We start from the raw sequence: 18,459 nt of genomic DNA on the forward strand, positions 1-18,459 counted from the left end.
CGAGTATCCCCAGACTAAGAGCGAACAAAAATGCAGCTGAGCGCGAATAAGACTGCACAGTTTTTTATTCAAAATGAATATCACCAAGTAGAACTCGACGAGCACAAACTGCTGCTCTCTTCCATCGGAAGTGAAGAGCGGATTCCGTTTACCGTTTGGAACGGGAAGGTAGCGGTGCGTCGTGGGATCTTCTGGGGTTCGTTGCAATTCTTCGCTCACACAAATGACGGGGTGGAACGAAGCTGGCTAGTTCAAGGGTTACCTTGGGACAAATGCAGAAAGTTTGCACGTACCGCCATTGCGGCTTACCAACAGTGGCACAACAAACAATGCGAGCAGCTCGTTTTACATTTACCTCAATGGGAATCTGAACTCCATCGTTTGGAAAAGTTACCTGCGTTTTTGTCTAATTCCAAGTTGTCGACTTGGGTGAACCAAGTCGAACAAGACTTAGGAGCTATGTCGATGACGCTTGAAGAAGCGGAGCAACGACTTCCTCATCGTATCGACAAGCTGCAGCCTTGGTTGAATGATTCATTTGAAACGCTCAAAGATAGAAATCAACATTGGTTAGATCAAGAAAGGGAGAACTGGCAAGTCCTCTTTTCTCAATGTGAATCGTCGCCATTAAACGTGTCACAGCAATATGCGGTGCTGCTGAATGATGATCATAATCTTATATTGGCGGGGGCGGGTTCCGGTAAAACCAGCGTACTTACCGCTCGAGTGGCCTATTTACTGCAAAGCCACCAAGCTCAAGCGGAGCAGTTGCTACTTTTAGCGTTTGGACGAGAAGCCGCCGAAGAGATGAAGCAGCGTTTAGACGACAAAGTCGGCTTATCTGCAGAGCAAGTTCAAGTAAACACATTCCATCAACTTGGTTTGAAAATCCTCAACCAGGTGGAGTCTGAACCTGTCGTTATTTCTCCTATCGCGTTAGACAGTAATCAAAAACAAGCCTGGTGCATTGATTGGTTGAAGAAGCATTGGATGACACCAACCAATTTCAAACGTTGGCAAAAACACTTATCCAAATGGCCGATTGCGTACTTAACGGGTGACGACGAGCTCGGTAGCCATGCGTCTAATCCAAAGCTGATCAGTTGGTTAGAAACTCAGCTGGAGCAATTAGTCGCATCAGGGCTTACTAAAAAAGAGGTTCAGCAACAGCTTGTAGACCATCAAGACTATACGCGCCTTAATAGTGAACTCGCTCTATGTTGGCCATGTGTCTCAGCTTGGCAAAAAATGCTGAAAGAACAGAAGCACATTGATTTCTCGACAATGATAAGTCGCGCGACCCAGTATGTAGAGAAAGGGCGTTTTGTGTCGCCTTGGAAGTTCATCATGATTGATGAGTACCAAGATATCTCTCCGGATCGTCTGGCCTTGGTTGAGGCTTTATGTTCTCAATCTGACTCTGAACCTAAAGCCTCCATTTTTGCTGTCGGCGATGATTGGCAATCTATTTATCAGTTTGCGGGCTCTGATGTAGATCTGACGACTGGATTTAAAGAAAGGTTTGAAAGCTCGACCGTCCATCACTTAGATACTACTTATCGCTTTAACAATACGTTAGGGGAAGTGGCGAACCGGTTTATTCAAGAAAACCCGAAACAGTTGCCTAAAACACTCAATAGCTTTAAGCAACAGAAGCAAAAGTCTGTTTATACAGCGCCAAGTAAAGATGTCGAGAAGATCTTAGATCAGATCAACGCTCAAGCTAAGAAGCCTAAGTCTGTATTGTTGCTAGGGCGCAATCATTACCATAAACCAGAGCTATTAGAAGACTGGCGAAAAATCTATCGTTCAATTGACATCAGTTTTATGACTTGTCATGCAAGTAAAGGTAAAGAAGCTGATTTTGTCATTATACTTTCGGTTGACGAAGGTCAGTTTCCAACGAAGAAAAAGCAGCTGCATATTGATGGTGCGTTAACTCAGTCATCAGATAATTTCCCTTATGCTGAAGAGCGTCGACTTTTCTATGTGGCGATGACTCGAGCTAAAGAAAAAGTTTGGGTAACTCATAGTGGGGATGGGTCTGGGTTCGTTCAAGAGTTGAACGAGAATGACTACCCGGTGATAAAGAAAAGATAAGGATTTCGGATGTTAGAACACGGTTCAATTAATTACATTGAGTTTGCAGCAAAAGATATCCCTGCAACCAAAGCATTTTTTAGTCAGGTGTTTGAATGGGATTTTGAAGATTATGGTGACGAATATGCCGCTTTTACTGCTAAAGGGTTAACCGGCGGGTTTTACGCTGCAGAGTTGTCATCCAGTGCAAGTAACGGTGGGGCACTGATGGTGTTCTACAGTAATGATCTAGAAAGTACGTTAAGTGATGTACAAAAAGCTAATGGCCAAATCAACCGAGATATTTTTTCATTCCCTGGTGGGCGCCGTTTTCATTTCATTGAACCAAGTGGTAACGAAATGGCGGTTTGGAGTGATAAGTAGTTAGCTTGCTCAGTAACACCGCAGTAAAAACAAAAAAAGCCAGTGTTTTCACTGGCTTTTTGACGATTGGAATCCGTGATTAGGTACGCTGAGACAGGTACGCTTCGTAATCCGGAATTTCGATATCGACTTCACCTTCTAGCAAGGTAGAGGTGAATAGAAAGTTTGCGGTCGCTCGGTTAGCGGCCACAGGAATATTCCACACACTTGCAATACGAAGAAGTGCCTTTACATCTGGGTCATGAGGTACAGCGTTGAGAGGATCCCAGAAGAAAACGAGCATATCTATTTTACCTTCAGAGATAAGCGCACCAAGTTGTTGATCGCCCCCCATAGGGCCGCTGATCATACTTTTAATGGCTAACCCGGTTTCTTTACTTAGCATCGAGCCCGTTGTACCTGTCGCAAACAAAAAGTGCTTTTGTAGCTTTTCTTTGTTTTCAGTTACCCATCTAAGAAGCTCTGGCTTGCAATTGTCGTGAGCAACAAGTGCGATATGTTTATGGGCTGGCATAGTGCGAGTCGTTTTTTGCATTAAGTGTTCCCTAATTATTATTCGTTTTCTGTTTCACGTTTTTACCACCGCCATCGACATTAAAAATTGGTCGATACTCAGAAGGAGATAAGGAGTCAGCAATGATATCTCCTTGTAAAGTAGAGTGGGTCAGTGGTTCGATTGTAGGTGCTGCTTTGACGTCATAGCCCTGGCCTCGAAGATAACGCACGGCTTGATGAACAGAGAGCCTTCCTTGTTCAACCATTTTATCAGTGGGTGCAAAGAGTACTTTTTCTCGTAGCAGGCCGCGATAAATACCATGACTCAAGTAACTTGAGACTAAGCCTATCTCTTTGGTTTTATTAGCCGCTCTAAGCTCACTGATCGCCGCTTCGATCGCCACAGCACTACCTACAATATACTGAATATCTGGCAAATCAATGACACGCTGCACTAAATTGCGCTGTAGCTCCTTGTCGTTGTCTGCCCAATAGCTAATTTCGATGTTGATGTCACTATTTTCGATTGCATCAAAGAAACCAAGCGCAACGGGTTTGGTTCCACCGCTGGATTGTGGGCCTAGTAACAAAGCGATATCTGTTTTTCCTGAACCTGCAGGGTGTTTTTGCGCTAAGAATTTACCGGCTTTATATCCCATCTCATACCAATCGACGCCTACGGTGCCTTTGAGTAATTTAGACTGCTCTTCGTCTAAGGAAAGGTTGTTAACCGTAGCGAATACAGGCGTTTGCCCGACCCAAGAGCTGAGATTATTGTAAAAAGCATCCGGCGAGACAGTGCCTAGAATGATGGCGTCAGCGCCCCAACGAGTACAGAGCTCCATTTGAGACTGTTGTTTGACTTTATTTGGGTAGCCACCTGCTTCTAAAACTCTTAGCTGAATGCCTTCTTTTCTCGCTTCCGATACCATTCCATAGTTGATGGATAACCAGTATGAGTCCTTCAAGTGAGGGTAAATCGCGCAGACTTTCTCAGGCGTTTGTTGTTGATTGGTTTGTGATGCAGAAGCAGTGAGAGCAAACGTAGCCCCACATGAAGTAAGAAATAATGATAAAGCGGCGCGTTTGATTGGCATGAATAAGCAGTTTATTGGCATTGGTTAAGTAAACACTGCAAAATATAGCGTATTCTGCAAGGGTAAAGAAGAACGATTTTAGGGTTTAGGGAATATGTTGTTAGCGACGGCGAGTATAGGTCGGAAGTTACTGGTTTCTTTTATTGCGATGGCAATGCTAGTAATGCTCTCCGCGTTGATCGGGGTGTCGGGTTTTAGCTTTGTTGCCAAAACAGAGCGAAATGTTGTTGACTCTGCTTTACCTGCGATGATTGAAGCAAGGCAAGTATCTGAGCTCAGTTCTCGTATTATTTCCTCGGTGCAAACGTTAACCAACGCCAAAAATGAAAAAGAGAGAAAAGCGGCAGGGACGGTTCTGTTCGACCAACTTGAATCTTTACTCAAACACATTAAAGAACTTGGAGTCGATTCGTTTGACTCTGAACTTCTCAATAAGCTAGAAACTCACGTACAAAGTGTTATCGATACACTGGCTGAGTTGGGCGTGTCTGTTGAAAGAAAACTATGGCTCACCAAAGAGTTGAACTCTCGAGTAGAGGAGATGCGCCAATTAGGTGAAGAACTTGAGCAGCTCACTCGCACACAAGTATTGAACACCAGCACGATTGCTGTTGCTAACGTTACCCATATTTATGACTTGTTAGAAACTCAGCAAATGGACAAGGCGTATCAAGCCCTGGATGCGCTTGTTGAGGTCGACCTTGACCTTTCAGAACGCTTGCATGAATTGCACCTGTTGGCATTTCGGATGTTGAATCAAATCGAAGAAACGCAAACCGTGACCAACGTTGAGCGTATTCACCAAATCCAATCCGAATTTGAATCTAACTTGAAAATCATGAAGCGTCGGGTTAAGGCGGTAGAAGATCCGACTCGTTCAGAACAAATGTCGGTGTTACTGAGTAGTTTGGGTCAGCGACAAGTTGTCTTTGATATCTTATTAAAAAAATACGAAAACGAGCAACAATCTGATTATTTGATGCAGAACACGCTGGAGTTGTTCGCGCAGCTTAATACCACAGTTAATACGCTGGTGGACGACTCTAATGCAAGTACCACTGAAGCGGTCGAAGAGCTAACAACGACCTTACAATATGCCCAGTGGTCACTTTCTATCATTTCAATTTTTGGTCTCATTATTGTCGCTTTCATTGTGTGGCGCGTCGTCTATGTCTCGGTAGTGAAAAGGCTGACCGAGTATTCAGCGGCACTGATGTCTATCGCGCAAGGGAGATTGAATATTGATATCCCAGTGAAAGGCAATGATGAACTGGCGCATATTGGTCAGGCGATCATTACGGCGCGAAATACTGCTCAGGCGCTGCAAGTTGTAGCGGTAGGTGAAGCGAAAGCTAAGCGAGAGCTAGAAGATCATAAAGAGCATCTAGAAGAGTTAGTCACTGAGCGAACTTACCAGCTTCAAAAAACCAATGAGCGATTAAACGTCGAAGTGCTCAACCATGCAAAAGCTCGTTCAGCAGCAGAGCAAGCTAACCGTGCTAAGTCGGCGTTTCTCGCAACGATGAGCCATGAAATTCGTACCCCGATGAACGGGGTATTGGGGACTGCGCGTCTGTTGAAAGACACTGGATTGAATACGCTGCAGTTAGGTTATGCAGATATCATTAACCGAAGTGGTAAAAACCTACTGGCGATTTTGAATGATGTGTTGGATTACTCGAAAATCGAAGCGGGTCATCTGGAGATTCGCCTTGCATCGTTCGATCTCCATCAAATGGTTCAAGACACCTACCAGTTGATGGAAGGAAGAGCTAAAGAGAAGTCCCTCGATTTTAGCTACTTTATCGAAAGTGACGTTCCAAAGTTTTGGCGTGGTGATTCTACGCGCCTTAGCCAGATCTTGAATAACTTGGTGGGGAACGCGATCAAGTTTACCGACGAAGGCTCAGTGGATATTTACATCAGCCTTGATTTAGAAAAACCGGACACTTTGCTCTTTGAAGTTTCGGATACCGGCGTTGGTATTTCAGAATCAGAGCAGCATGGATTATTCGATGCTTTTACCCAAGCAAGTTCAGGTCATCATAAACCCGGTGGCACGGGGTTAGGGTTGGCCATTAGTAAGCGAATTATGCAAGCGATGGGTGGGGATATTAGCGTTGAATCTGTTGAGGGGGACGGAAGTCGATTTTGGTTCTCGATTGAATTGGAAGAGGGCAGGGAAGTTTCCGTGTCTAAGATTGAAGCACCAAAAGAGCAAGTACGTGCCAAGGTACTTTTGATTGAAGATAATCCAGTTAACCGCATTGTTGGAGAAGGCTTTCTAAGTAGCCTTGGTCATCAGGTTGTGATGGCCGAATCAGGAACCCAAGCGAAAGAAGTCTTTGAACAGGAAGCCTTTGATATCGCCTTAGTTGATATCAACTTACCTGATTGCAGCGGTGATGATCTCATTCATGAGCTTAAAGCGATAGAAGCAAAAGGGAATAGAAAAGCCATTCCGATGGTTGCTGTTTCGGCTCATGTTTTTAATGAAGAAGTGGAAAGCTACATCACCGCTGGCTTTGATGGCTTTTTACCTAAGCCATTAGAGAAAGAAGCCTTGGCGACTTTGATTGTCTCTCAATTGATTGGTAGGAGATTGTTATTACCACAGGCAGAAGAAGCCCCAGAAAGCAGTAATCTGATTAATCATGTGCAGGCTAACGTAGTTGCTGAACAAGCAGCCAAAGAATCGCAGGAGAACGAAATGGTGATCATCAACCCGAGTATTATTGAGTCTGACCTGAACGTGTTAGGCAAAGAGAAAATGGCGCAAATCATTCAACTGTTTGAAAGCAGTTGTTTTGAGATCTTAGAGCAGTTGGACGCCAACTTGATCTCTGAGAATGGGGTTATGGTAAAGTCGTTAGCCCACAAAATGAAAGGCTCTGCCGGTAGCTTAGGGCTGGATGCGTTACTTGAATGTTGTAAAGCAGTGGAATCCAGCGCACAGCCATTAGAAAAATACCGAGAAACGAAAGAAGAGCTAAAAGCACTGGTCAAGGAGTCGATACAAGTGCTCAAACCTTATATTTAAGATTCAATACCGGATAACAATAAAAAAGCCCTCACGTCACGTAGAGGGCTTTTTAAATGTGCTTGAGACGAATTATCTAGATGGCAAATCAAGACCAATCATCATTGGAAAATAACTGCGTATCTAGGGCATTAGCATCGTCGTCAAAAGGATGCTCGGCACGACCTCTGAGAAGTTCCAGTTGATTCTCCAGCATGTTCATAGTGTCATAATCTCCTTCTGAACATGCAATGTAGATTTGTTGCTCAAGAGCTTCGATATTTTCTCTGATCCTCATAGGAGCCTCCCAGTGAGTATATTACCGATTCTCAAAGCGATTATAGTCCAGCAATCCGAACTCGATAGGTTGATTCTGTTGATACCACTGATGAACTCTGTCACTGAACGGCCAAAACTCATTGGAACTTCTGCGAATTGCAAAGCGATCCAGTAACTTAATATAGTCTTCCTCAGTTTTGAGATTTTTAAGACTTTTAACGAGCTCACTAATCTCTTTTTCTTCTAAGGAGAGGTAAGCCGCCGGATAACTGCCTATCACGCCCCGCACGAGGGTCAAGTCATCATTCGCGTAATCTCGGTTACTTTCTTCGTTAAATAGGCTAGAGATATTGCTATGGGCGTTATTGTGCAGCATGGTAAACAACTGTTCGTTGCCATTTTCGCCTTCAATCATCAACATGACGATTTGTGGAACCGTTGTTAACCCTTCGCCTTTGATTTGGTTGATAGAGTCAAGTAACGCTTCGTTTTCGGCACTGAACCCGGTGTTTACGATGTCGTATCGATTACTTAGCACTGGCGCCAACTTAGCTATGATCTGGTCGTATAGTTCAGATTGGTAATCTTCTGTTTCGTATACGACGCCGGTTGGTTGATCGAACGGCGCTATGTTGCGCTGTAGGAAATCACTGAGTTGAGTACTCTGGTTTTGATACCAATCGGAGTGGACTTGGTGACGAACTTCTTTAGGCAGCAACGTCAGGAAGTTACTTTCTCCTTCAAGTCGTAAAAAGTCCATGAACATGCGAGTGATTAGCTGATGTCCAAAATTGCCATAAACATCGAAACCCGCAACCAATAAGTAGTGGATGCGCTCTAAAAGAGCGTAATCGAGAACCCAAGTGGTTTTTGGTTTTTCACCGACAAGACCTTGAACAACAGAAGCACTATCAAAGTGTCTGAATACGGTTAAGGCGGCATTGGCATTTACACCGTCACCTTGCCAAATAACATCGGTCGTTAGGTTCTCACCATTTTTAAACCATTTATTGGTGAACTCCGATTTTGCTTCTAAGTAACGAGCTTGTTGAGCGGCATATCTTACCCAGTTGGTGACTGGCACTGTGTTGCTTTCTAACTCGCTTGGAAGCTTTAGGTTGTCTTTTTGGTTGGCGTAGAACTCGTTGATCTCAGGTAGATCGGATTTGTTTGGGTCGATGAAAACGACCCAAAAACGATCATTGATGACATTCAGTGCCAGCTGGCCACGACATACTGGCCCTTTAATAAACGCCATAATGGTGTTTTGAGCATTATCTAGCATGAAATTGAAACGAGCACTTACCGGCAGGGCCTCAAAAGCCGTCATTGGGTTTGCTGCTACATCGATTTGGTAACTAGGAAGTTTGTCGACAACGTATGGAGCGTCAATGAACCACTTTTTCCAATTACTCATACGTTCAGTATTTAAGGCAAATGGCATATGGGTTTTGTCGACAATGGTCCCTTGTTCTGGGACTAGCCGATAAAAAACACGATCGACTTTTGGATCGTCATAAGGTCGACGTGTTGAGATTCGCTGTATTGGCTGGCCAGGAGGGGTCGCTGACCGAACCAAGCTGAAGAAGGTTTGGCTTTCGCCTTCAAGCTCGGAGAAATACAAATGCGACAAAAACAGGTGTTCGTAGATATATCGAGCCGTAAGCTGATTTTTGCGTGAACTTTTGTTTAGCAGTCGTTCGTACTCGGCGACGAGCTGAAGCTCTTCTTCAGTTAGTGGAAGCGGCGCATTCATGATGCCGCCATTCTCTAACCAGCTCATTAGAGTCGTGTATTCAGCTCGTTCTAGATTCGGCATACCATAAGGCATTCCCCACGTAGGATGGTCTTGTTCGTATTGAGCGTATTCTTCAATCGTTGGGCAAGTTTGCTGTCTGTCTACCGAGAAATCAAAATCCTCTAGTTGAACTTGATCGGGTAGTGGGTTGTTTTCTTTTTGAAGTAACATTCTGGCCATTAAGCCCGCATCTAAGTTTGCGGTTGGGCTTTGAATGCGTTCATTCAAAATGGGGTGAAAATCAGCGTCTCGCCATTCTTGAGTTGTTACCGCATCTTCGAATAGACGAGTTGGAGCCGACGCTGTTAAACGCGTGCCTTGGTAGACTAATTCTTTGCTCGCACCACGGTCGATACCGTCTACTGACGACATTTTTAACTGACAAGGCGCATCGTAGCAGGCATGACAAACCACACAGCGATTATCGATGATAGGTTTTACTTCATCTAAAAAGTGTTGAGCTTGAGCAGATATAACCGGAGCGGTGCGGTCGCGAACTTCTGGCTTACCAAATAACTCGTCGTAATTGAGGCCGGCATAAACAGCACAGCCGGAAAAGACGCTTACGAAAGCTAATATAAAGATTTTTTTTAGATTCATGCGGACATAGAGAATTAGAATTTTTCCTAAGTATATCGCAAATGATTGAAAATGCTCATAGTCGCGGGGGAGATATTGGTCGTAACGATAGGGTAGGCGGAGAAGAGAGATAAACGGCAAAGCATCATTTGCTTTGCCGTGATAGCGATATAAAGGTGATGTTTAGTCGAGAACCGATTGGATATCGTCGATCATTATTTGGGTCGCTGTGATACCACTTGCCGAGATATACCAAGCTTCGGAATTAAGGTGCGCGATATTTTTGTTTCGAGCGGCATTTGTGTTGTTGATCAGTGCGTTATCAAACTGAGCTAAGGCTTTCCCTTGAGCACGGCCGATGGCTTGGTCTCTATCTAAGATCAACAAGTAATCCGGATTAGCGGAAGCAATGTACTCAAAACTAATCACGTCACCATGTGTCGATGTTTTGATATTGCTAGAGGCTTCTTTGAATCCAAATAAGCGATAAATCGCACTATAACGCGACTGTTCACCAAACGTGGATAGGTTGCCGCCGTTGCTCATTACCGTTAGGGCTTTGGGTGCCGACACTTTTGTTTTCAATCGAATATCGTTTATTTGAGCTTGCTGCTGAGCAATGGTGCGATTAACGCGCTCTTCTTGTTCAAAGATTTGCCCTATCATCTGCCATGATTGCTGAGTCGTGTTCCAGTAATTTTGCGGGTCCACCATGAACAGCACGGTCGGCGCAATTTTAGACAGCTCTTCGATTGAGCCGGAGCTACGGTTGCTGACAATAATGAGATCCGGTTTCAGGGAGTAAATCGTTTCAAAGTCAGGTTCGAAAAGTGAACCAACAGATTTGAATTCATCAGCTTGATACTTATTTAAATAACTCGGCATCGGTGCTTTTACGACACCAATTGGGTCAATTCCTAAATGGTCAAGCACATCCAAACTGTCCATACCGAGCACGATCACACGCTCAGGCATGGTTTCTAAGGTGGTAGTGCCCATAGGGTGAGTCACGGTAATGGTTTTTGCTAGTGCCAATGGAGCAAGTGCCATTAATGTTATTAGTGCGATAGCTTTGCTAAACGAGCCTTTTAAGATTTTCATGATCCTTCCTTTTAGAATGCGTAGCTAACGTTGAAACGCACATCACGACCGGCACTAGCATAGCCTTGTGCTACTGGGCTACCGACGTATTCCATGTATGAAGCGTGGTCGAAGTAATATTTGTCGAAAACGTTTTTAACACTGACGGTCAGTATCAGTTCTTCATCGGTGAGCGGGAGCCATTGGGCATAAATATCGTGAACGCCGTAGCCTGGCTTCTCTGGGTGGATAGATGGGTCGGCTACATTATCAAGACGCTCTACAAAGTTTGCTGTCCAACCTAGTTCAAGTTCGTGCAGTGGCGCATAAACCAGATCGAGAACCCAAGTGTCGCCCACAGAAGTACCTAAATTCATGTGGCTATCAGACAGTGGTTCGCCGTTCAATTCAGGACGGGATTGGCTGTAGCTTAGGTAGGCTGAAACTTCAGAGAATGCATAGCCTGCGTATGCGCTTACCCCTTGGTTATCTAAATCACCAATGTTGTTGAGTGAGGTGCCATCGTCGCCAACCACATCTTCAATTGTGCTATAGAAGAAAGTGATTCCAGCTACGAAATCGCCGGAGTGGTACTTCGCACCAAACTCGGTGTTTTCTGCGGTTTCTTCTTTGCGGTTTGGATCATTAGGCTTGTAGTCAATGATGAACAGTTCTTTGATTTGTTGTCCACGTATTGCTTGAGCGTAGCTAGCAAACAAGTTTAACTCTTCAGTTCCTTGATAGCTGACACCAACATTAGGGCTTAGACCTTTAGCATCGAGTTCTAAACCTTGTGCGTCTTCAAGCTCGTACCAGTCGTAGCGCGCCCCGGCAGACACGATCAGTTCGTCGGTAATGTTCCAGTCATCTTGAATGAATAGACCAAAGACCGTTCCTTTTTCTTCAGCTTTTCCAGTACCTGAGCCTGTGCTTAGAAGGGAGTCATCTTTTTTGTAGTCAGCACCAAAAATTAGGGTATTGCTTTCTAAATTTGCTGAGTTACTGACTTTTCCGCCAACAGTGGTAATCGAGCCATCTGTGGTTTGCCAACGAGGGTGATCTTTGTGCGCGATACGGTTTTCAGTGTGATACAGGGTAGATTCTAGGTTTAAATATTCGCTACCTTTGTACCCATGGTTCAGGGTAAAGGTTTCACGATCCGCCTCTTGCTCCAGTGGATCATTTTTAAAGCTTGGTTGGAAGTGCGGACGGTTTAAACGGCGTCCATTATCTTCACGGTAATCATAACTGATGGATGCGGTTTGAGATTCGGTTAACTGCCCTGAAAGCTTAATTAGTGCCACTTTTTGCTCTAAGGCAGTGTATGGCTGTTCTTCTCCTCTTCCGTCTTCGATGTTGTCACCATCGACATAGCTGAGAGAAGCCAATAAACCTACTTGGTCTGCAACCTCACCATATAGGCTTGCCGAGCCTTTGTAACCACTGTTATTCGTATAATAACCAGACTTGAGCTGAGCTCCGAATTTTTGCCCAGGTTGGAGTAAATCGTGGGCATCTTTAGTGGTGAATTGAATGGCACCACCGAGCGCTCCCGGACCATTAGTTGCACGTCCTGCGCCTGCGCTGACATCGACTTGTTTGAGCAGCTCTGGTTCAATAGAAAGTCGCCCTTGGTGATGAAATAGACTTCCTGATTGTTCAGCTCCATCAATGGTGATGTTTAGCATCGTGTCTTCTAGCCCACGAACGTAAACCTTTTGTGAGATACTTGAAGCGCCGCCAACGCTGACTTCTGCGTCTTTACGGAAAATGTCATTTAGATCTTGGGCCTGACGCTTTTCCAGATCTTCAAGGGAAATACTAATATCGCTTTGTTGGACACGTTGTCCTGTTACTTCAATGACTTCAACGTCATCTGATGCAAGAGTGGGCTGCGCGACCAACATGATTGCGCTTGCGATAGGGCTTAATTTAAAAAGAGTGCTAATTTTCACCGAAACCTCCGATGTTAATGAGAATTATTATCGGTGTGGATTTTGGTGATTTATCAGTATTGAGTAAATGAATTTTACAACTGTTACAAATCCGCCGTTTAATGTATAAAAAATCCCCAGAAGTTCGTTTTTGGGGATTGTAAATAGTCGGGCGGACAAGGGAAATTAATCGCTTAACAAGGTAAAACTATCGTTACGCAAAGCCCTTGATTTGGAGAGTTGTGTGCATTCACGGTTCCTTTTACGGCTTCGATATGTCGTTTGGCAAGAGCCAAACCAACGCCAAAACCTTTTCGTGTACTTCTCTGATCTTTAGCTCGGAAAAATGGTGTGAAAATCTTGTCATAGAGGCTTTCGTGAAGCCCAGGGCCGGTATCAATGACGGATAACTGAGCAGTGTTACCGACTTGCTCAACTTGTATCGTTAGGCTCCCATTAATTGGAGTGTATCTTAGGCCGTTTCTCAATATGTTTTCAATCGCCTGCCCGAGGGCTCTTTGGCTTGAATTAGAAAGAAGCAGCGTCGATGGTATTCGCATATCTATCTTTCGGTCAGGGAACTCAAAAGCTGCGTCATCGACAATAGCTTCGAGTAACTCAGAAAGGTCGAAGGATTCATTTCGTAGATCTGGCTTTTCGTTTTCGATCCAAGCCAGTGTCAGGGTATCTTCCGCCAGTGTCCGCATTTCATTTATTTCTGATTTAATGCGTTCAAGCATGATGTCAGGTTTGATGTTTTGCTCAATGCAGTCAAGCGCCATTTCAATGCGTGTAATTGGGGTTCTTATTTCATGCGACATGTCTGAAATAAGGTTTCGATTGTGTTCGATTACCGTTGAGGTTCGCTCTGCCATCTGATCGAATGTGCGCGCGACTTGGCTTATTTCGTCGTCGCCCAAGGTTAGGTTATTACCAATTCGAGCGGAATAATCACCGTTACTGAATTCTTTAGCTGCACGATGAAAATGCTGAAGTGGACGCATCACATATCGGTATAAAAATATGGTGAGTGCAAGCAACGCGCAGAAAGGCACGATGACCCGGAAGAACCAGAATGCATGAGACATGTAAGTTCCTGGGCGCATACGATCAGGAAGGATGATAAGGAAGTGATGATTCGAAGGGGTTAACGCGACTTCCATAATTGGGTTCTCAGGAAAGTAGAGATGTATTTTCCATTCGACATTACGACCTATTCCATAACCACTCCAAAAGCGCTCGTTCAGTGGAGCTCCGGCAATAGTTTGCACGTCAGATTTCACCAATGTAACCCAAGTATCTTCCTCTTCGGCGAGACGCTTTAACCACTGGTCTAGCTCTACGATTTGGTTATTTTTTAGATAGTGCTGCGCTTGTGCTCCCCAATCAAGAATCTCTTGTTGGTATCGTTTGTCGATGTAGCTCATTTTTTCGTTGGATAAGATGGTGACGCTGTGAAGCAGAGAAAAGAAGATCACACCACCGAGAGACAAAACGACGAATAATCGCCAGAAAAGTAGTTTTTTCATTTCACTATGTACCCTTTACCATGAACGGTTTGAATTCTTTCATTTGCCATACCTTCAGAGATCAAACGTTTACGAATACGACTTAAATGCATGTCTAGGCTGCGGTCGTATTGGCTGAAGTCTCTTTCCAGTACTGCTTGGTAAAGGTAAGGCTTACTTTGTATAGAACCCGCATTCTGGATAAGAACCCAAAGGAGTTTGAATTGGATCGGCGTGAGATGAATTTCGGGTTGTTTCTCGTGAGTTTGAACAATCACCGTATGTTCGGATTTATTGAGTGTGAGTTCTTTATATTCAGCGACCGAAGCGTGATTGACTATTGGTGACTGAAAGTGACTTCGAGTTCGACGTAACACTGCTTCAATTCGCAAGCTGATCTCAGTAAAACTGCAAGGCTTGGAGATATAGTCGTCAGCTCCGGATTGAAACCCTCGAATTCGATGCTCTTCAGCACCGTATGCGGTCAGCATGATAACAGGCGCTTTGTGATTGGTATGAATGAAATTAAGCAAGCTAAACCCATCGATATTGGGAACATCGACATCGAGCAATATCAAATCAAAGTGTTTTGCCTTTAGCATATCTAATGCGTCTTGCCCACAAGTGCAATTCGTTACTTGATAGCCCTGATTGGATAGGAGGTCTGTTAACTGCTCATTCAATGCAATGTCATCTTCCACAACGAGAAGTGAACCGTGAGCCGAGTGGTTGGTCGTGTTCGAGTGAGCAAACGTGTGTGCAGTTGAAAAGAGCATATTGACGCCATTTATTGATAATGGTTTTTATTATCAATAAATGATTTGGTGATTGCAATATCAATAGGCGCGAATTCACTCGCAGTCTAGACAGGTTCGGAATGCCTTATGCCTTTTACAAAGGTGGCCTCATTGATTGACGAAGCAGACAGAGAACGGGATGTCGAGTCGGTTAAATTCACGTATCCAACGAAGCTGATTATCTTGTAGCTTATCGCCAGGGCCTTTTACTTCAATCCATTTAAATTCGCCTTCACGAAATGCAATCAAGTCTGGCATACCATTACGGTAGAGCTTTATGTCACTAAGAAGGACTTCAAACATATCGAGCAATAAAGCGGGTGGGATGTTGACGACGCACTGTTCGAGTAATTCTGATGTAAATGTATTCCACACAACAAAGGGGTTCGCAGTATTGTATTTGGTGCGATAGGTGTTTTCTAAATAGCGAAGGCCTTGCGTGGCAAGTTTCGCTTTTGACTCCGCCAATAATGAGGCTCGTTTGAACTTAAATTCATTGTGGTAAAGATCTTTCGGTTTGTATTGGTAGGCATTGACAAATACACCTTCAATTGGCGCGAAAATGGCATCCCAAAAAACCAACCCAAACAGCCCGTTTAACACGCAGTTCTCTGCGAAAAAAACTGTCCAGCCTTGCTGTTCAAAGTGTTCTTTCACCGCAATTTCAACGCGTAAGTCTGTTAGATCTAACTGTAAATCGATTCGGTTGATATTGGGTTTCTCGGGCCTTTTCACTTTTAGGCCGAGTTTACGTTGCAGACGCTGGTGGAGCTTTTCTCCGACTTCTAACTCCGCCACATCGTGCGCTTGTGTAAGCATGTTTTCGACAATGTTTTGCATGGACGTGATGTCATTTTGCTTATCATAAATTCGAGCTTGCCTTTCGAGGCTTGGAGGTAATGAAGTTTTTGAAAACAGGGCTAGCGCGGTATCGTAATCTTCCAAACGTTCAAAATCGCGTGCAATATCGTTGAGTAAGTGATCAAGTTTTCTTTGAGTTTGACGGTGAGAACTTTCACTAGGCAATTGATCAAGTAGCTCAAACAAGATGGAGGACTGCTTCCGATCTGAAGCATAGTGCTCATGTCTGACATGACTAATGCTCTGCAGCTCTTCGACTTGCTCACGGGTCGAGAAGTAACGGCAGGTAGTAGAAAGCGAATACGGCTCGAATTTGTGTAAGCCAAGATCGCTCAGGACAAACTGACTGAGGTCCTGATGGGTATTGGCAAAGAATAGAGCTAAGAGTAAATCAATGATGCTGTCATCAAGTAACTTGAGGTACTGGAAGTCGAGAGTTCCATCAAATGAACTGTCTGGAACTTTTTCTAAGATTTCTGATTTAGGCAGTTTTTTGTAGGAAGAATCAGCACAAATAGCAGGAATGAGCTTGGTAATTTCAGGCTTGGTCAGTAAGTTGCTTGCAAGTTCGTATTGAGTGATCGCTGGGTTCAGGTCTATAAAACGAGCTTCAGATAAACGTTTGACGCTAAGCGCTAAATCAGGGATTTCTTCGTAGCTCAGCTTATCACAGCGAAACCAAGTGCCTTTGCGTGAAAGCAACCGAACCAGCAAACATTGGTCGTAGCGATCTAAAACATTGAAATGCTCTATCCAGCGTTGCTCTTCAACGGTGAGTAAATCACGATACCAAGTTAGAGCATGTGTAATTAGCTTATGGAAGTTATCAAGATAATAGTCTTTAGGTAGAACTGGAATAGTGTCGGTCGGCTTTGGAGAAATCATGATTTCAATACAAACAAAAAGAGCTTAACCCTAAGGTTAAGCTCTTTAGCTTTGAATTCAATCTTTTATGGAGATTAAGCGTTCGCTGCTTTTAGTTCTGCTGCTTTTGCTTCAGTGATTGGTTTAGTGATGAATGCTAAAGCAATACATACGCCCATCATTACTGCAGAGATAGTGTAAGCCAAACCGTAACCACCGCCGTGAGTCATTGAGTAACCAACGACTGCAGCGCCGATTGCACCACCGATACCCCATGACGTGTATAGAACGCCGTAGTTAGTACCGTAGTTTTTCAGGCCATAGAATTCAGCTGTTAGCGATGGGAATACCGCTAGAAGCGTACCGTAACCAACCGCTGCAATTGCAGTACCGATGATTAGAGTAAATTCTGTATTGAATGTCGCGAATAGAACCATGTTCACGCCTTGCAGAATGAACGCAAGAAGAAGAGTACGAACGCCGCCGATCTTATCTGAAAGGATACCTGCAGCAACACGACCGCCTGAGTTGAAGATTGCTAGGATAGAAGCAAGGTAAACCGCATTAGGTAGGTTCGCTTGAACGCTAGCGATGTTGGTGATGTTACCAATGATCATAAGACCAACAGATGCAGCGAATGCGTACATAACCCATAGAGAGTAGAACTGAGGTGTTTTCAGCATTGCTTTCCAGCTGATGTCAGTTGCTTTTTTAACTTCGACAGGTGCTTTACCTGCTTTCACTTTAGGCGCGACTGGCGTGTAGTCTGATGGTGGGTTGTTGATTGTACAAGCAAGCGGTACAGCAATAGCAAGTACACCTACACCTAGGATCATAAATGCAGTGTTGATACCCATTTCAGTGATTAGCATTGAAGTTAGTGGAGCAAGGTAGATAGCCGCTAGGCCAAAACCAGCCGCGATAAGACCGTTAACCATGCCTTTTTTAGAAGCGTGGAACCACTTCATTGCTGAAGGAGATAAACATGCGTAGCCGAAGCCGATACCAGCACCAGTGATTACACCGAATGTAATGTTTAGCATAAGTGGTGAGTTAACAAAGCCAGATGCAATCATGCCTAAGCCTGTTAATACAGTACCTAAGATAAGAATTTTACGTGGACCCATGCGGTCTTGCAGAATACCAGCAACAAGAAGACAAACAGAGAAAGTGATAGTTGCGATAGCGTAAGGAGAAGAAGCTTCTGCCGCACTCCAACCAAAGTCAGTAACAAGTGCTTTGTTAAATACACTCCAAGCATACAGGATGCCCAGACACAGGTTGATACAGAAACCTGCTAGCAGGATGCGCATAGCTTTATCAATCTTGCTCATTTTAATTCTCAGTTTTGTCGATATTGAAGCCAATCATCTCTTCACATATGGACGGGTTAGTAGTGTAAATTATTCAAAATAAGTTTGCGTTTATCAACTGATAGCGCAAAAGAGCGCGGATTATAACCAATATAAATGTGATTGGAATCTCTTTTTGAGGTTTAGAGTCAATTAATTTTGAGGTGTTAAAGAATTGTTTTTATTAGGTTGTGCTTGTGTTTTTAATTGCTGCATTGCTTGTTAACTATCGCCTCTCAGGCCAAATAAACCCAAGCTTTAGCTCAAACGGAATGATCACTGGTACGAACAGTGTGCGTTGATCACATTGTGCAAAAAATCTTCATAATATTT

The 18,459-nt window shown here is 44.0% G+C and carries 13 protein-coding genes; 3 read left to right on the forward strand and 10 right to left on the reverse strand.

Features of this window, described 5'->3' with window-relative positions:
* Positions 1–30 precede the first annotated feature (30 nt).
* Both helD and ACHUFI_RS19795 read left to right on the forward strand, forming a co-directional pair.
* Positions 31–2,100: a DNA helicase IV gene (helD, locus tag ACHUFI_RS19790; RefSeq protein ID WP_394252297.1), complete on the forward strand. Its 2,070-nt coding sequence runs from the start codon at positions 31–33 to the stop codon at positions 2,098–2,100.
* A gap of 9 nt (positions 2,101–2,109) precedes the next feature.
* Positions 2,110–2,463, forward strand: a complete 354-nt coding sequence (locus ACHUFI_RS19795; protein WP_394252299.1) for a VOC family protein — start codon at positions 2,110–2,112, stop codon at positions 2,461–2,463.
* A gap of 79 nt (positions 2,464–2,542) precedes the next feature.
* Here the strand turns inward: ACHUFI_RS19795 and ACHUFI_RS19800 are convergent, their stop codons facing one another.
* Together ACHUFI_RS19800 and torT are read right to left on the reverse strand one after the other, a co-directional pair.
* Positions 2,543–2,998, reverse strand: coding sequence for a methylglyoxal synthase (locus tag ACHUFI_RS19800; RefSeq protein WP_394252301.1), 456 nt, complete (start codon positions 2,996–2,998; stop codon positions 2,543–2,545).
* Between the two features lie 10 nt (positions 2,999–3,008).
* Positions 3,009–4,055: a TMAO reductase system periplasmic protein TorT gene (gene torT, locus ACHUFI_RS19805; RefSeq protein ID WP_394252303.1), complete on the reverse strand. Its 1,047-nt coding sequence runs from the start codon at positions 4,053–4,055 to the stop codon at positions 3,009–3,011.
* A gap of 94 nt (positions 4,056–4,149) precedes the next feature.
* On the opposite strand from torT, the gene torS reads away from it, so the two are divergent.
* Positions 4,150–7,095 (forward strand): TMAO reductase system sensor histidine kinase/response regulator TorS, encoded by a 2,946-nt coding sequence (torS, locus tag ACHUFI_RS19810; protein ID WP_394252305.1) that lies wholly within the window; start codon positions 4,150–4,152, stop codon positions 7,093–7,095.
* An 88-nt stretch (positions 7,096–7,183) separates the two neighbouring features.
* On the opposite strand, the gene ACHUFI_RS19815 is transcribed toward torS, so the two are convergent.
* The 8 genes from ACHUFI_RS19815 to ACHUFI_RS19850 all read right to left on the reverse strand — a co-directional run bounded on the left by ACHUFI_RS19815 (position 7,184) and on the right by ACHUFI_RS19850 (position 18,108).
* Positions 7,184–7,372 carry a hypothetical protein gene (locus ACHUFI_RS19815; protein ID WP_394252307.1) on the reverse strand — a complete coding sequence of 63 codons (189 nt, stop codon included), beginning with the start codon at positions 7,370–7,372 and terminating at the stop codon, positions 7,184–7,186.
* Between the two features lie 21 nt (positions 7,373–7,393).
* Positions 7,394–9,751 carry a fatty acid cis/trans isomerase gene (locus ACHUFI_RS19820; protein ID WP_394252309.1) on the reverse strand — a complete coding sequence of 786 codons (2,358 nt, stop codon included), beginning with the start codon at positions 9,749–9,751 and terminating at the stop codon, positions 7,394–7,396.
* Between the two features lie 162 nt (positions 9,752–9,913).
* Complete coding sequence (locus ACHUFI_RS19825; protein WP_394252311.1) at positions 9,914–10,831, reverse strand: siderophore ABC transporter substrate-binding protein; 918 nt, start codon at positions 10,829–10,831, stop codon at positions 9,914–9,916.
* An 11-nt stretch (positions 10,832–10,842) separates the two neighbouring features.
* A complete protein-coding gene (locus ACHUFI_RS19830) occupies positions 10,843–12,765 on the reverse strand; it encodes a TonB-dependent receptor domain-containing protein (protein WP_394252313.1) in 1,923 nt (640 codons plus the stop codon).
* A gap of 173 nt (positions 12,766–12,938) precedes the next feature.
* On the reverse strand, positions 12,939–14,273 hold the full coding sequence (locus tag ACHUFI_RS19835; RefSeq protein ID WP_394252315.1) for a sensor histidine kinase: 1,335 nt from the start codon (positions 14,271–14,273) through the stop codon (positions 12,939–12,941).
* Entirely contained in the window at positions 14,270–15,028 is a 759-nt protein-coding gene (locus ACHUFI_RS19840) for a response regulator transcription factor (protein WP_394252317.1), read from the reverse strand. The genes ACHUFI_RS19835 and ACHUFI_RS19840 overlap by 4 nt, the downstream gene beginning before the upstream one ends.
* Positions 15,029–15,157: 129 nt before the next feature.
* Positions 15,158–16,795, reverse strand: coding sequence for a VRR-NUC domain-containing protein (locus ACHUFI_RS19845; RefSeq protein WP_394252319.1), 1,638 nt, complete (start codon positions 16,793–16,795; stop codon positions 15,158–15,160).
* A gap of 74 nt (positions 16,796–16,869) precedes the next feature.
* Complete coding sequence (locus ACHUFI_RS19850) at positions 16,870–18,108, reverse strand: L-lactate MFS transporter (protein WP_394252321.1); 1,239 nt, start codon at positions 18,106–18,108, stop codon at positions 16,870–16,872.
* Positions 18,109–18,459: the final 351 nt, after the last annotated feature.

Origin of the sequence: Vibrio profundi, assembly GCF_043642225.1 — a bacterium.
GTDB classification, from domain to species: Bacteria; Pseudomonadota; Gammaproteobacteria; order Enterobacterales; family Vibrionaceae; genus Vibrio; species Vibrio profundi_A.